Here is a 13377-nt window from a genome sequence, read left to right as displayed (position 1 = left end):
CTGGTAAAAACGAGATCTAAGTTGAGGTTTAGACCAAGAATATTCCTGGAACTGGTAAAAACGAGATCTAAGTTGAGGTTTAGATCAATAATATTCCAGTAATTGGTAAAAATAAGGTCTAAGTTGAAGTTTAGATCAATAATATTCCAGTAATTGGTAAAAATAAGGTCTAAGTTGAGGTTTAGATCAATAATATTCCTGGAAATGGTAAAAAGGAGGCCTAAATTGAGGTTTAGGTCATAAATAAACCTGAAATGGTAAAAACGAAGATCTAAGTTGAGTTTCAGACGAGAAATATTCCTAAAACTGGACCAGCATATGGATTAGAACAAACATACTTTCACGAATACCTAAAGTTAATGAAGAAGAGAACGAACTGTATTTTTCGTTCTCTTCTTTTTTAGTCCATAATTATTTTGATTTTTCTGCCTGCAAATAACGCTTATCTTTCATGAACAGTCGCCAGAAGAAGTAAAAAGCAGGTACTAAGATAGCTAAACCAATCCCGTATCCAATTAATAATGAGTAGAACATCGTCTCATTGGTGAACGCATCAAAAATAGTTAAATCCGGATACAAAATATAAGGCATATGAGCCATACCGTAGGCAAAGCTTGCCAAACCAAATTGAGTTACGATCGCAAGTACGGCTACACGAGGTTGCCCGATATCGACTTTCTTAGATGGCCACCAAAGTGCGCTGTAACCAACGGCAAAGGCAATTAACGACAGGGCAAAAAGCTCCCATTCTCTTGCCATATTTTCTACCATCCACTGTGCCTCTGGTATCAGTGTCAAAGTAGCAGCGACAGCAAAGCACAACGTAATCGGACCAAGTATGATCGCATTTCTCCGATACACATGATACGTACTTTCTGAATTGGCTTCCCGTGCATAGTCGCTTAATAAGAGCGAAGAAAGAAATAATTCTGTACTTAAACCAAATCCTAGATGAGCGTATAGAGTAGGACTCGTTAGTAACTCGTTATATAGTATATATTGGCGCGTTCCAACGGTTTCAACAAATCCGCCAATAGCGATAGGAAGCATACTGACCATTAAAGCAGGGATTAAAAGACCTGTAATTCCCGAAATGACGGTCAACATTTTCGTATACTTTTGGACGGTATATGAGTAGACCATAAAAGCACTGCGTATCGTTAACAAAAGCAAAACAAAGCTTACAGGAACAATCATTATGGTGCCTAGTGAAAACGCCGCACCTGGAAAAAACCCAACGAGAGCAACGACTAATAAGACGAGAAAAACATTCGTTACTTCCCAAGACGGAGAAAGATACCGATTGGCGATACTTGAAGCTTTCGTATCTTTTCGTCCGTAATAATACATCGCCCAAAATCCAGCTCCAAAATCAATAGATCCCCCAATAGAGTAGACAAATAAAAACACCCAGATTATTACAATTGCAATATATGCTTCATTCAAGGAACATTCCCTCCTTAAGGAGTCACTTCGAGATCTTTAGAAACTGGATTTCGTTTAAAGTAGAAGTTCATCACTAAATAAGTTAAGACAAGGAGCATAACGTAAAGTGTGATAAATAAGAAAAACAACATGCCGAGATTTCCAGATTGTGTAGCGGCATCAGCCGTAGTCATCACTTGATGTATGGTCCACGGTTGTCTAGCGGTACAACTAAATATCCACCCGGTTTCAATGCCAATCATGGCCAATGGTCCTCCGGCAATGACCGGAACTAAAACCCAAGCAGGAAAGGGCCTATCCTTCCTAAATATCCGGTAAGCTAAAGCGAGGAAAGATATACCGATCAACATCGTGCCAATTCCGACCATTATATTAAATAGCGTATGAACAAATAATGGGGGCCACTCTTCTTGTGGGAAGTCATACAGACCTACGACTACGCCATCAGTAGAACCTGTTGCTAGCCAGCTGAGCATACCTGGTATTTCAATTCCACCGACAACACGCCCGGCTTCTGGATCTGGTTCACCAAAAATCGCGAGTGGAGCATTGGATTGGGTTTCAAATAATCCTTCAGCAGCTGCAAGCTTAACAGGTAAATAATTATGAAGCATAACGGCAACATCGTGACCATTAACAGAAGTATAAACAGACATAATTGCAGCAACGATTAAAGAAAGGATCATCCCTTTGCGGTGATACATACGTTCACGGTCGGATAGTCCTCCGCGAATGAGGCGATAGGCAGCTACAGCAGCAATGGCAAAAGCGCCAGCTAGATAAGCGGTGCTCACTACATGCAAAGCTGTAACATAAATACTTGGGTTAAAAACAGCTTCCCAAGGTCTAACGTTCACAACTTGACCACCGACGATATCAAAACCACGCGGCGTATTCATCCAAGCATGAGCATCTGTAATGAGTACCGCAGATGCCGTAGCTCCAAAGGCAACAAAAAATACACTGATAAGTCGCATTGTGCTCGAGAGCCGGTCAGCAGCATAAATATAAATCGATAAAAATACAGCTTCAATAAAAAAGGCAAAAATTTCAACTTGGAAAGGCAGGGCAATAACTTGACCGACCATCTCCATAAAACCAGGCCACAACAAGGAGAGCATAACACCAACGATTGTTCCAGAGGGAATAGCCACACCTAATAAAATAGCTACACCTTTTGTCCATCGTTTAGCCAATAGACCATAATCATTGTCTTTCGTTACCGCCCGAACAATCTCTGCGATTAAAATCATAAGTGTAATTCCGACACCAAGTGTTGCAAAAATAATGTGAAAAGCCATAGACGAACCGAAAAGCATTCTTGCCAGTAGCACGTTATCCATTGATTTTCTCCCTTTCCATATAATTACCATTAATAAAGACTTTTCCAACCACCCCTATTACTATTTGTTAGAAAATGTCATAATATGCGAATGAAATGGATTGATAGGAGAGCAACTTTAAATAGGATAATGACATGGCTATTACTCTTTCAAAAATAGTTGCTCTAGTTAGGACTTACCTGGTGTTTAATCTGGAGCTAATAAGAAAAACAAGGGACATGACTATCTCAGCCTGTTTAATGAAATTATAATGGTACATAAGTAGTGAGTAACTCTATGTAGGAGAGAAGACGATGAGAAAAACTGAACTCCAAAAGATGATCAATCATTTAAGAAACAATACAGATCGTTTGAATATGAAAACACCTACAGAACAAACAAATGAGCTGAAAAGATATTTGGAATATTACAACCTGTCAGTTGAAAATGTAAGCTACCATTTTGGTAGTTTACATGTAGGGAGCTATACTATAAAAGTTCAAATGTTTGCAGCGTCACACATAATGAAAAAAAGAAATGTTGTCTTATTACTCCATGGATATCTCGATCATGTGGGGATATTAAGTTCTATGATTCGCTTCTTAACAAACAAAGGATACTCAGTTGTTACATTTGACTGGCCTGGACACGGTTTATCAAGTGGAAAACGCGCAGAAATTAATCATTTTAAAGAATATCAACAGGTGTACGAAACAGTACTTGGTGAAATAAAAGAGCAATATGGTTGTATACCTCATGTAATCGCTCACAGTACAGGCGCTGCTGTCGTTATCAACGATTTACTCACAAGTCATCAACCAAATTGTAAATCTATTATTTTAATTGCTCCTTTAATTCGTTCGAGTATGTGGACCATTACAACGTTTGGATATTATTTTATGAAACCTATCTTAAAAAGCGTAAAGCGGGTTGTTCGTGAGAGTAGTGGAGATGAGCAGTTTGTTCAGTTCTTAAAAAATGATCCGTTTCAATCATCGACTGTTCCTCTAAAATGGTTGAATGCATTAATAGAGTGGAACCAGGAAGTTTATGCTCTGAAAGAAAAAGAACATCGAGTTCTTGTCCTCCAGGGAGTCAAAGATGAAACAGTGGACTGGAAATATAATTGTCAGTTTATTGCTAGACTATTCTACAATAGTGAAGTTATTTTATTTGATGAAGGCAGACACCATTTATTGAATGAAGTGGAAGGGATTCGTTCGAATGTATATGAAAAAATAATGAATGAATTAAAATAAACAATTATATGAAAATTATAAAATAAATAATGAATGGTCATTCATTCTGTGGTACACTTTGAATAGTTAAAGCAAAGGAGCGAATGAAAATGGCAGTAAAGGAAACATTAGAAACTTTAAAAGAAAAAATGAACAGTAACCCTGAAGGAATTCAAGGGCTAAATACAACGTATCAGTTTGATTTAACAGGCGCTGATGAAGGGATCTATCAAATTAAATTTGAAGATGGTCAAGTAGAATATGTTTTAGGTGAAACTTATGAGCCAAAATGTACACTAGCATTATCAGATGCAAACTTTTTAAAGCTAGTAGCTGGTAAGTTAAATCCAACAATGGCTTTTATGGGTGGTAAGTTAAAAATTAAAGGTGAAATGGGATTAGCACTAAAATTACAAAACGTTTTAAAAAACTATCAATAATAGAAAAAACAGGAGACCGCTTTAGCGATCTCCTGTTTTCAGTTAGAGCAACTATTTTCAGCTTGATTTTTTATCTGTAGTTACGAGATCAAACTCTTTTGCTTTCCTTTCCTCAATACGCTTTTCTATTATATTTAATGCGTCCTGATCCTGAAGCAGTTGTTTTTTGTTTTCTAAAACTAATTCTTCAAACGATGGTGCGTGTTTTCTCATCTCTCATCATACCTTTATGTTTTATTTATAGGATATGTTAATGACTAATGTTGCTGTTTTTCGGGCCTCTTATGAAAGGCTATTGAGTGAATGGTTTTGGAAATTGTATGGGAAGTCCAATTTTGTTATATACGGTTCAATGTTTCGTTGCTTGCGCTTAAATCTTAATACTTAACAACATTAACATTAGCAAAACCTACTTATAAAATTATTATAAACTGTTTTTATTAGAGATATATTAATGAATTGTTACAATTTTTTAAATAATTATTTTATTTATGGTGAAGTTTGTAAGAATAGGTGAAATGTACCTCTCGTATAGAGCAAGCTTTCATCTCATATTTATAAAAGATGAATAAAGGCAAAGCAGGGGGGCGAAGAATGAACTACTATGAAAACTGGTATAGGAGCACTACTGCTGCAACGCTTATAGAACAATTACTAACAAGGGAGAGTACTTCGATTATCACCTATGATTATTTAATGGTTATTGCTGAAACAGAAGAAAATAAACAATTACTACGCCAAATTATTCAAGTTCGGCGAAGAAGTGATGAGCAGCTCAAAAGGGTGTATTTTCAATTAACAGGACAAATGGTCGCCGTCGATCAAGATGTATTTGAACGTCCAGATACTTACCAAGAAGGTATTCAAAAAAAGGTTGAACGACAACGAGGAAGAATAACTCGTTTAAGGCGGTTGCATTCCGAATTAACAGGAAATAGACTCCAAACTGTCGTTGAAAATATTATTGTAGAAGAAGATTGGGTCTACGAAGTTCTTCAATACTTAAACAGATAAAAATAGTTGTTTATTTTTATCCACAAGCTTATCCACAATTGAACTATTTATGTTAATTAGCAAAATTAGAACTTTAGAAGTTACTAACATTGTTCACAACCTGTGGATAATTCCTGTGGAAAAGTCCAGAAAAATTATTTTGCAACTGTAAGCGATTACATTTTAAAAAGAGGTTTACAAACATTAAATACGTTGATAGAATATTCATAAATTTAAAACGATTTAACATGATTTAAAGCGTTACAGTAAAAAGAGACGATCGTAACGGATTTCAAGTGAATGTTGTTACTGGAGACTTGGGAGCTATCTTGTTTATGTATTTAATTATCAGAATATTCATTTAATTTTATTTAGGGGGAGTTAATTATGACAGTAACAGTTGAGATGAGAGTATTAGAAGAGATGGAAAAGAAGATTGAAAGATTAACGATGGAGATCCAAGAATTACGAAAAGTTGAAAATGGATTTGAACCATTAGAAACAGATATGTTTTTAACAGAAGTCTATAACTAATTATCATTAAACTTACTGCTATAAGGCTGACTTTTAGAATAAAGTGTCTAATACCTCAACTACAGATATATTTGCTGCGTATTTCGAAGCCTATTATATCGAAAAGTTAGGAGGGGAAAGCGCTGTCTAAGTCAGCTTTTTTGTCGGTAAACATCAGAGAAAAAATGAAACAGGGAGAGAATAGTATGCTAGAGGGAATACGTATTTTAGATTTTTCGCAGTATTTGCCAGGACCCTATGCCAGCTTGAGGCTTGGTGATATGGGAGCAGAGGTTATAAAAGTCGAGCCGTTAACTGGTGACCCTGCTCGTGCACTTGGAGATAAGCGTGAAGGTACAGGATTAATTTTCTTAGCGAACAACCGCAATAAAAAAAGTATTGCGCTCAATCTAAAAGAGGATGAAGGAAAACAGATAGCCCTTGATCTAATGAGACAGTCCGATGTTGTTATTGAAAGCTTTCGACCAGGAGTAATGGAGCGTCTAGGTTTGGATTATGAAGTAGTGAAAAAGGAAAATAAGGATATCATTTACTGTTCTCTCACTGGTTACGGGCAAGATACAGCTTTGAGCCATTTTGGCAGTCACGATATTAACTACATTGCGTTAAGTGGCATGCTAAGTCAATTAAAGGATAAGAGATCTGAACCTGTTCACCCAACGATCACTCTTGCTGATCTAGCCGGTGGAATGGCTGCTTCAGAAGCCATATTAGCTGCGCTCGTTCAGAGGTCGATTAAAAAAGAGGGAAGCTATATTGATTTATCATTAACAGACGTCATGGTTTCTCTTATGAACAACCACGTGTTGATAGCCAGCGAAAAAGGGCGACAACAAGGGGTTGCGGAGCTGACAGGGGCGATGATATCGTATCATGTTTATAAAACGAAAGATAATCGTTATATGAGTTTAGGTGCATTAGAACCTAAGTTTTGGATTAATTTTTGCAATGCAGTTGGCAAGGATGAGTGGGTACCTGCGCATATGTCTGAAACAACTGATCAAAATCCAATTTACCGAGAAATGAAAGAACTATTTCAATCGTACTCCATGCATGAATGGATGAGTTTTTCACAAAAAGTGGATTGTTGTATGGCGCCTGTGCTAGAACCTGGTGAGTTAACATCATCCAAGTATGTGGAGGAACGCCGTTTGATTTTTACTCCTTTCGAGGGGTACCCCGAGGTGGCAACTACATATGATAAAGACAATCATATGTTCCCTGATTTACACCCGGCACCACGTTTAGGGGAACATAGCGAAACAATTTTGAAAGACGTGCTACAATACTCGAATGAAAAGGTCAGTAGATTAAAAACGAATAAAGTAATTAAGACGGAAGGAGTTTATCATGGCGTATCTTAAATGTGAGCAAAAAATAAGTACCATTACGCTTCCGACTCCTTTTTTAGTAGGTCCGGTGAACGTCTACCTAATCGAAGGAAATGACGCACTTACCCTTGTTGACACTGGACCAAAAACAGAAGAAGGCTGGAATGTACTGACTGATGAATTAAAAACAAGAGGGTATGTGCCGAGTGATATTGAACAAATCATTATCACTCATCATCACCCTGATCATGTCGGTCTATTGGATCGGTTTGTGAATGCAAAAAGGACGGGGCATGTTAAAGCTGTGCCGTGGATTGAACAGGATGATGCGTTTTTAAGGAGAAGTAGTGATTTTCTTTCTAATTTTTATAAGAAACATGGGATGGAAGAACATGTGATTTTGGAAATTCACCAACGCAGTTCTAACTATCGCCAGTTTACGAGTAAAGCCAGCATCGATTATATTGTCGGTAATGGTAATGAAGTTCCTGGGCTTACGGGTTGGAAAGTACTTGAAACACCGGGACATGCACAAACTCAAATTATGATAATGCATGAGGAAGAACAAAAGGCCATTTCAGGTGACCACCTTATTAAACACATTTCCTCTAACGCGATTATCGAAGCGCCGTATAATGATGGGGAAGAACGTTCGAGGTCGTTATTACAATACCGCGAATCCCTAAAGATGTTAAAAAATTATCGATTAAAAGTGTCTTACTCAGGTCACGGGATCCCAGTTGTTGATATCCCATCATTAGTGGACGAACGAATAAAAGAACAAGACCTTCGAGCTGCTCATATTAAGGAATTGCTTGGAAGTGAAACTCTTACTGCTGTTGAAATAACGCAACGACTGTTCTCGAAAATGTATAAGAAACAACCCGAACTAACTTTTTCAGAAACTTTAGGACATTTAGATTTACTGGAAAGTACAGGGCAAGTTAAATGCTTAAATGGTGAAGAAACAATATTTTATAAAGCAAACTGACTGGGCGTTCATTCAGAAGGTTGTCCTTTTTTCCTTTAAGGATTATTGTTAAACTATGAGTATGAAAGTATTTCCAGAGGAGGGGCACCAATGGAGAAAAAACAATGCAATTCAGTTTGCAAAGGGATCATTATAGGAAGTGTTGTTACTGTTGCTGCATTATTAACGTACCCAAAAACGCGAAAGAAAATCGTTGAAGGTGCTGAAGAAATGAAGCATGCAGCACAAGGTGCTACATCGTATATTAAAGAAAATCGGGAAGAACTTATTGAGAAGATTAGGGATACGAGTACACAAATTTCTGATGCACTAAAATCTGTTAGTCATGATGTGAAACAAATATCAGAAAGTGCGCAGCACATAAAAACAAGCTCGGTTGAAGTCATTGATGCAGCTCGTGAAGTAGTCGAGGATATAAAAAAGATCAAGGAACCTAAAAAAGAAGATCCGTTCGAAGGAATATAATTCCTGAAAAAGATCAGCATAGCTTGTCGAATTTGTGACATCATAATTAGTGAGGAAGGCAATTGCAATCCTCCAAATAAGTTTTCACCCAAGCTGAAGGAAATAACGATTGTTGATCTGTACCTCAAGAGGTGGTTGCGTTGAACAATTATGCCGAAAGTGTAATTTGTTAGTAACTTCATTGAAAGAGGTGTTACCGAAAGACAAATATCGTTACGGCCCCAGAAGCATTTAATGGTGAAGCTTTCAAAAAGGTGACCTTTAGGGGTCACCTTTTTTAATTTTTTTAATAGCATTGGGGAATTCGCCGAATGAAGTGTGAATTCAGGTGAATTGTCTTTTTTCTCAATAAGGCACAATCATTTAGGATGAATAGCGAAAAAAATATAAAAAGTGTACATACTTTTTTGTGAGCGGGACATCATAATAAACGAGGACGGCGGTTGCTATCCTCAACCAACAAGTCCACATCAAAAAAGATTAAAATTACGGTAATAACATTTTGTCAGTACTACCTCAGAGGTGAATTGCGTTGAACAATTATGCGGAAAGTGTAATTCGTTAATCCAACAAATTCGTTGAAAGAGGTGTCTATGAAGGACAAAAATCGTTACGGCCCCAGAGAGTAATTTTTTCAAATAACGATGTGGGACTTGAAAGGGAAGGTGGCCACTTTCGTTGGTCGCCTTCTTCTTTTTTAAAAAGGAGAGGTGTTAACGATGAGTAACAAAAAACACAATAAAAAGAATAAAAACAATACAAGTCATAAACATTCAAACAACCATAAAACGAGCAGTTCAGCAAATAAATCAAACGGTTATCATTAATTTCTTGAGAAGCACTGAAAAAGTGCTTCTTTTTTTAGTTTAATGAAGAATATAAATGGTAATAGGGATATATATCTTGTCCTAAAGGGGGAATTTTTTTGGCTTTTACAAAACGGATCAAGGAATTAAAGGAATCCCAGTGTGACAAGGGTGTATTAACCATTTATTTAAACACACTGCGTAGTGGTCAAGATGATTGGAAGTTACAATTAAAGAATGGTTTGAAGAAATTAGAGCAGTATGTAATGGCAAGAAAAGACAAAGAGGAATTAAAAAGTTTTCGGGATGTAAAAAAGAAAGTTACAAAGCAACTCATGGAAAGGCAACATGATATGCTAAAAGCTGTAGTGATCTTTGCTTCGCCGGACCAAAACATATGGGAATTCCACCATCTCCAGCTTTCTGTAGAAAACAGCTTCTGTTGGGAAAAAGAACCGGTGCTTGACCAACTAGAGGCGATTCAACAGCATTATCCAGCCGCTGGTGTATTAGTATTGCAACAAATGGATTTGTTAGCTTTAGACACACGTCTTGGAGAAGTGACCCAACAAATCCGTTACACACTAAACATAGAAGATGACAATTGGAGAAAGTATGAAGGAACGGCTGCCGGGGAACGAGTGGCCTCAAGTGCTAATCATAAAGATCAGTATCAAGAAAGGTTAGAAGTTAATCAGCAACGTTGGTTAAGAAGGTTGGCTCCGTTAATTGATAGGAAATCCAAGGAGTGTCAGTGGCAGGGAGTTTATATTGTTGGTTCACAGGAACTGGCAAAAGAATTAGGGAAATACTTACAAACGAAAATTATAAGAGTAATCCCAAAAAATTTAGCTTCACTCCCAAGCCATAGGGTAGTGGGTGAAGTAATCGGATAAAAATCTTATGATTTGGCTATATTTGAACGGCGTTAACGAAGTGTTGATTTGAAAATGAAGGTAACTTTTGCAAACTGAGTGATTATGTAAAGGAGGCTGAATTATAAATGTCAGCCTCCTTTTTGAATCGTTATGCTGTTGCTGCTCTTTTTACATTCTCAGGGGCTTTCTCCTTAAAAACAACTCCTAAAATGAAAACGATAAATAAAATTCCTCCAACAGCAAAGTAGATACTTCCGCGCTCCATAACATCAATTAATACTCCGCCAGTGAGTGGCCCTAGAATACTTCCTAACCCAAAACTTACTGCAGTCATTACATTTCCGGTCGGAAGTAAATTTCTCGGCAGTAAATCGGCTAGGTACATAACTCCTAGGGAATATAAAGAACCAACTAATGCTCCTGCTATAGTGAAAATGAAGAGAAGCAGTAAATGCGACTGTTCTACAAAAATCATACTAAAAAAAGAAAGGGAGCCAAGGAATGTGACAGTAAGAAGTATCTTCTTCCGCCCCCATTTGTCACTTAATAATCCAAGGGGAAGTTGGGTGATAAGTCCACCAATAACAAACGCTGGTAATAGGATTGATACCCACTCTATCGTAAATCCAGATCGTAACGCATAAACAGGATAATTTCCGTGAATCGAAGCTTCGAGAAATCCATAACAAAAGCCAGGCAATAAAGCAAACCAAGCTAATTTAATTACTTGTTTATAACGCCCCCATGTTCCAGTTTGCTTTGCTGTTTCAAGATCACTTTCTGGCCATTCATTTTTAAGAAAGAGAGCAAATCCGTAGGAAACTAAACTAAATAAAGCAGCGATAATAAAAGGTAAGTACTCATCAATAGCTAATAATCTTGTCATAAAAGGCCCGGCGCTAAATCCAAGACTAAATGCCAAACCGTATAATGAAATATTTCGTCCTCTTTTATGGACAGGACTCGTCGATGTAATCCAAACTTGTGTTGCGAAGTGAACCATGTTATCTCCGATTCCGACAATCATACGTAAAATAAACCAAAACCAGAAAACTTGCCAAAAAGGAAACAGAAATAATGAAAAAATAATTAATATAAGGCCAATCGTAATAACAGGCTTATATCCGTATTTGCGAACCGGTTTCTCGATAAAGGGGGATGCTAAAAGTATTCCGATATATAATGCAGCGGCATTTAACCCATTTAATGAAGATGAAGTACCTGCTTGCTCTAACATAATGGCTAACAACGGAAGTAACATTCCTTGCGAAAAACCAGCAATTAAAACCATTAGTATTAAAACAGCAAATCGGTAACCAGGGTGATTCTGCTTATTTTCTATGTTTGTATTCATAAGCGTCCTCCAGAGAAGAGATTTTAAAACTCATACCTACTTATTGTAATGCTCAACAATAGATATTCAAGAAAAATATTTTAGGTGGAAATTTTATTTTTAACATAAAAGGTGACGTAAAGTTGAAACCTTTGTACAATTAAACTAATAAATAGGTAAGGGATGTGAAGGTATGGAATTTATAATGAAGGAAAATGGATTTACAGCAAATTTTGAATATGGAACATTACATATCTCAGGAAATGAAGAATTTGGTTTCAGGCCGTATCAATTATTAGTATCTTCAATTGCTGTGTGCAGCGGTGGAGTATTACGTAAAGTATTAGAAAAGAAACGAATCGTTTATAAAGATGTTAAAGTAACTGCTGACGTGACTAGAAATCCAGAGGGAGCGCAGGAAATCCAAAAGGTTCATATGCATTTTATTATTACGGGCTCTAATATTAGCGAAAAAAAAATAGAAAAATCCTTAGCAGTTACTAGAAAAAATTGTTCAATGGTGCAATCGGTTAAAGATAGTATTGAAATTACTGAATCCTTTGAGATTATTGAAGGGTGAGTAAAGTATTTGTGGGGGCATCGTTAACCATTGGATCGATCTTACAAGGGTTAGCGATGTCTCTTTTCTTATTTCCGCATGCAATCCCTTCAGGGGGCGCAGCTGGAATTGCTATTTTAATTGAACATCTTTTTTCTATTAAGTATGAATTAACATTATGGACTTTTAATTTTCTCTTACTTGCTATCGCTTATAAGTGGATTGGGTTGTTTAGTGTTGTCAAAACGTTATACTCAGTTACTGTAACTTCAGTGACAATTGGGCTGATGAGCTCGTTATCACTTAGTCCTTTATCATCCGTTTATATTGATATGTTATTAGGTGCAATAATATTTGGGTTTGGTGTTAGTCTATTATTTATTAGTGGAGCTTCTTCAGGTGGAATTGCTATTATCGTGCATATTCTTCATAAGCAGATCAATGTCATGCCGGGGAAGTTATTATTTCTTTTTAATTCAGCTATTTTTCTGTCATTGGCAATTACAATTGACTGGGTAATTTTGCTCTATGCGCTGATCACACAATTTATTTCTGCGAAGATTATTGACCTTTTCTATAAATTGTTTCATTATTATATATTGGATGGACAAGCTGCTGTTTCAAAGTAGTATGTTGGAGGAGTAGCTTTGAATTATCTTTGTATAATTTATAGTTGACGTAACGATTAATAAGTTATATAATAATTTTTGTCGCTGAGGCGATAACTACTTATCAAATATGATTTAAAAAAGTTTTTAAAAAAGACTTGCTTTTGAATTCTAAGTTTGGTAAGATAATTCTTGTCGCTGTTGAAACAGCAGTCATAAAGTTCTTTGAAAACTGAACAAAAAGCCAAGCGAAATAAATGAGATGCATGATATCTCGTCAATGTTTTAAAAACGTCACAGTGATGATTGATCTTCGATTAAGAACGCGACGTCCTGTCGCAACATCGAAGCCACCACATCCTGTGGAAGTGAGCTATATCAAACACTTTTATGGAGAGTTTGATCCTGGCTCAGGACGAACGCTGGCGGCGTG

General features: G+C 36.8%; 14 protein-coding genes. 10 read left to right on the top strand and 4 right to left on the bottom strand.

What is annotated here, in order from left to right; translation table 11 throughout:
• Positions 1 to 411: 411 nt before the first annotated feature.
• The gene (locus AC2VNP_RS12670) at positions 412 to 1446 is read right to left on the bottom strand and encodes a cytochrome d ubiquinol oxidase subunit II (protein ID WP_486917675.1); all 1035 of its coding nucleotides are present in this window, start codon (positions 1444 to 1446) and stop codon (positions 412 to 414) included.
• A 14-nt stretch (positions 1447 to 1460) separates the two neighbouring features.
• A complete protein-coding gene (locus tag AC2VNP_RS12665; RefSeq protein ID WP_486917674.1) occupies positions 1461 to 2789 on the bottom strand; it encodes a cytochrome ubiquinol oxidase subunit I in 1329 nt (442 codons plus the stop codon).
• A 293-nt stretch (positions 2790 to 3082) separates the two neighbouring features.
• Here AC2VNP_RS12665 and AC2VNP_RS12660 point away from each other — a divergent pair, with 293 nt between their 5' ends.
• Together AC2VNP_RS12660 and AC2VNP_RS12655 are read left to right on the top strand one after the other, a co-directional pair.
• Positions 3083 to 4027, top strand: coding sequence for an alpha/beta hydrolase (locus AC2VNP_RS12660; protein WP_486917673.1), 945 nt, complete (start codon positions 3083 to 3085; stop codon positions 4025 to 4027).
• An 89-nt stretch (positions 4028 to 4116) separates the two neighbouring features.
• A complete protein-coding gene (locus AC2VNP_RS12655; protein ID WP_486917672.1) occupies positions 4117 to 4446 on the top strand; it encodes an SCP2 sterol-binding domain-containing protein in 330 nt (109 codons plus the stop codon).
• Between the two features lie 57 nt (positions 4447 to 4503).
• Here the strand turns inward: AC2VNP_RS12655 and AC2VNP_RS12650 are convergent, their stop codons facing one another.
• Entirely contained in the window at positions 4504 to 4659 is a 156-nt protein-coding gene (locus AC2VNP_RS12650) for an FbpB family small basic protein (RefSeq protein WP_486917671.1), read from the bottom strand.
• Between the two features lie 381 nt (positions 4660 to 5040).
• Between AC2VNP_RS12650 and AC2VNP_RS12645 the strand changes: the two genes are divergently transcribed.
• The 6 genes from AC2VNP_RS12645 to AC2VNP_RS12620 all read left to right on the top strand — a co-directional run bounded on the left by AC2VNP_RS12645 (position 5041) and on the right by AC2VNP_RS12620 (position 10462).
• Entirely contained in the window at positions 5041 to 5460 is a 420-nt protein-coding gene (locus AC2VNP_RS12645) for a hypothetical protein (RefSeq protein WP_486917670.1), read from the top strand.
• A gap of 366 nt (positions 5461 to 5826) precedes the next feature.
• Positions 5827 to 5973 carry a hypothetical protein gene (locus AC2VNP_RS12640; RefSeq protein WP_418200151.1) on the top strand — a complete coding sequence of 49 codons (147 nt, stop codon included), beginning with the start codon at positions 5827 to 5829 and terminating at the stop codon, positions 5971 to 5973.
• 185 nt (positions 5974 to 6158) lie between these two features.
• The gene (locus tag AC2VNP_RS12635; protein WP_486917669.1) at positions 6159 to 7337 is read left to right on the top strand and encodes a CaiB/BaiF CoA transferase family protein; all 1179 of its coding nucleotides are present in this window, start codon (positions 6159 to 6161) and stop codon (positions 7335 to 7337) included.
• Positions 7324 to 8295, top strand: coding sequence for an MBL fold metallo-hydrolase (locus AC2VNP_RS12630; protein WP_486917668.1), 972 nt, complete (start codon positions 7324 to 7326; stop codon positions 8293 to 8295). The genes AC2VNP_RS12635 and AC2VNP_RS12630 overlap by 14 nt, the downstream gene beginning before the upstream one ends.
• Positions 8296 to 8385: 90 nt before the next feature.
• Positions 8386 to 8760: a YtxH domain-containing protein gene (locus AC2VNP_RS12625; protein ID WP_486917667.1), complete on the top strand. Its 375-nt coding sequence runs from the start codon at positions 8386 to 8388 to the stop codon at positions 8758 to 8760.
• A gap of 925 nt (positions 8761 to 9685) precedes the next feature.
• Positions 9686 to 10462 carry a VLRF1 family aeRF1-type release factor gene (locus AC2VNP_RS12620; RefSeq protein WP_486917666.1) on the top strand — a complete coding sequence of 259 codons (777 nt, stop codon included), beginning with the start codon at positions 9686 to 9688 and terminating at the stop codon, positions 10460 to 10462.
• A gap of 130 nt (positions 10463 to 10592) precedes the next feature.
• Here AC2VNP_RS12620 and AC2VNP_RS12615 read toward each other — a convergent pair whose 3' ends face one another.
• Entirely contained in the window at positions 10593 to 11798 is a 1206-nt protein-coding gene (locus tag AC2VNP_RS12615; protein WP_486917665.1) for an MFS transporter, read from the bottom strand.
• A gap of 172 nt (positions 11799 to 11970) precedes the next feature.
• On the opposite strand from AC2VNP_RS12615, the gene AC2VNP_RS12610 reads away from it, so the two are divergent.
• On the top strand, positions 11971 to 12357 hold the full coding sequence (locus tag AC2VNP_RS12610) for an OsmC family protein (protein WP_486917664.1): 387 nt from the start codon (positions 11971 to 11973) through the stop codon (positions 12355 to 12357).
• On the top strand, positions 12354 to 12965 hold the full coding sequence (locus tag AC2VNP_RS12605; RefSeq protein ID WP_486917663.1) for a YitT family protein: 612 nt from the start codon (positions 12354 to 12356) through the stop codon (positions 12963 to 12965). Before AC2VNP_RS12610 ends, AC2VNP_RS12605 begins: the two co-directional genes overlap by 4 nt.
• The last annotated feature ends 412 nt before the right edge of the window (positions 12966 to 13377 follow it).

It is taken from the genome of Alkalihalobacterium sp. TH-98 (genome assembly GCF_057473385.1).
The sequence above is the reverse complement of the archived record's forward strand: the minus strand, read 5'-3'. Positions and strand labels throughout refer to the sequence as shown.

What these genes read in the sequence shown, in the direction of transcription:
- AC2VNP_RS12655 (WP_486917672.1), top strand. Translation starts at nt 4,117, where the DNA reads ATGGCAGTAAAGGAAACATTAGAAACTTTAAAAGAAAAAATGAACAGT.
- AC2VNP_RS12630 (WP_486917668.1), top strand. Translation starts at nt 7,324, where the DNA reads ATGGCGTATCTTAAATGTGAGCAAAAAATAAGTACCATTACGCTTCCG.
- AC2VNP_RS12640 (WP_418200151.1), top strand. Translation starts at nt 5,827, where the DNA reads ATGACAGTAACAGTTGAGATGAGAGTATTAGAAGAGATGGAAAAGAAG.
- AC2VNP_RS12625 (WP_486917667.1), top strand. Translation starts at nt 8,386, where the DNA reads ATGGAGAAAAAACAATGCAATTCAGTTTGCAAAGGGATCATTATAGGA.
- AC2VNP_RS12615 (WP_486917665.1), bottom strand. Translation starts at nt 11,798, where the DNA reads ATGAATACAAACATAGAAAATAAGCAGAATCACCCTGGTTACCGATTT.
- AC2VNP_RS12665 (WP_486917674.1), bottom strand. Translation starts at nt 2,789, where the DNA reads ATGGATAACGTGCTACTGGCAAGAATGCTTTTCGGTTCGTCTATGGCT.
- AC2VNP_RS12610 (WP_486917664.1), top strand. Translation starts at nt 11,971, where the DNA reads ATGGAATTTATAATGAAGGAAAATGGATTTACAGCAAATTTTGAATAT.
- AC2VNP_RS12650 (WP_486917671.1), bottom strand. Translation starts at nt 4,659, where the DNA reads ATGAGAAAACACGCACCATCGTTTGAAGAATTAGTTTTAGAAAACAAA.
- AC2VNP_RS12645 (WP_486917670.1), top strand. Translation starts at nt 5,041, where the DNA reads ATGAACTACTATGAAAACTGGTATAGGAGCACTACTGCTGCAACGCTT.
- AC2VNP_RS12660 (WP_486917673.1), top strand. Translation starts at nt 3,083, where the DNA reads ATGAGAAAAACTGAACTCCAAAAGATGATCAATCATTTAAGAAACAAT.
- AC2VNP_RS12635 (WP_486917669.1), top strand. Translation starts at nt 6,159, where the DNA reads ATGCTAGAGGGAATACGTATTTTAGATTTTTCGCAGTATTTGCCAGGA.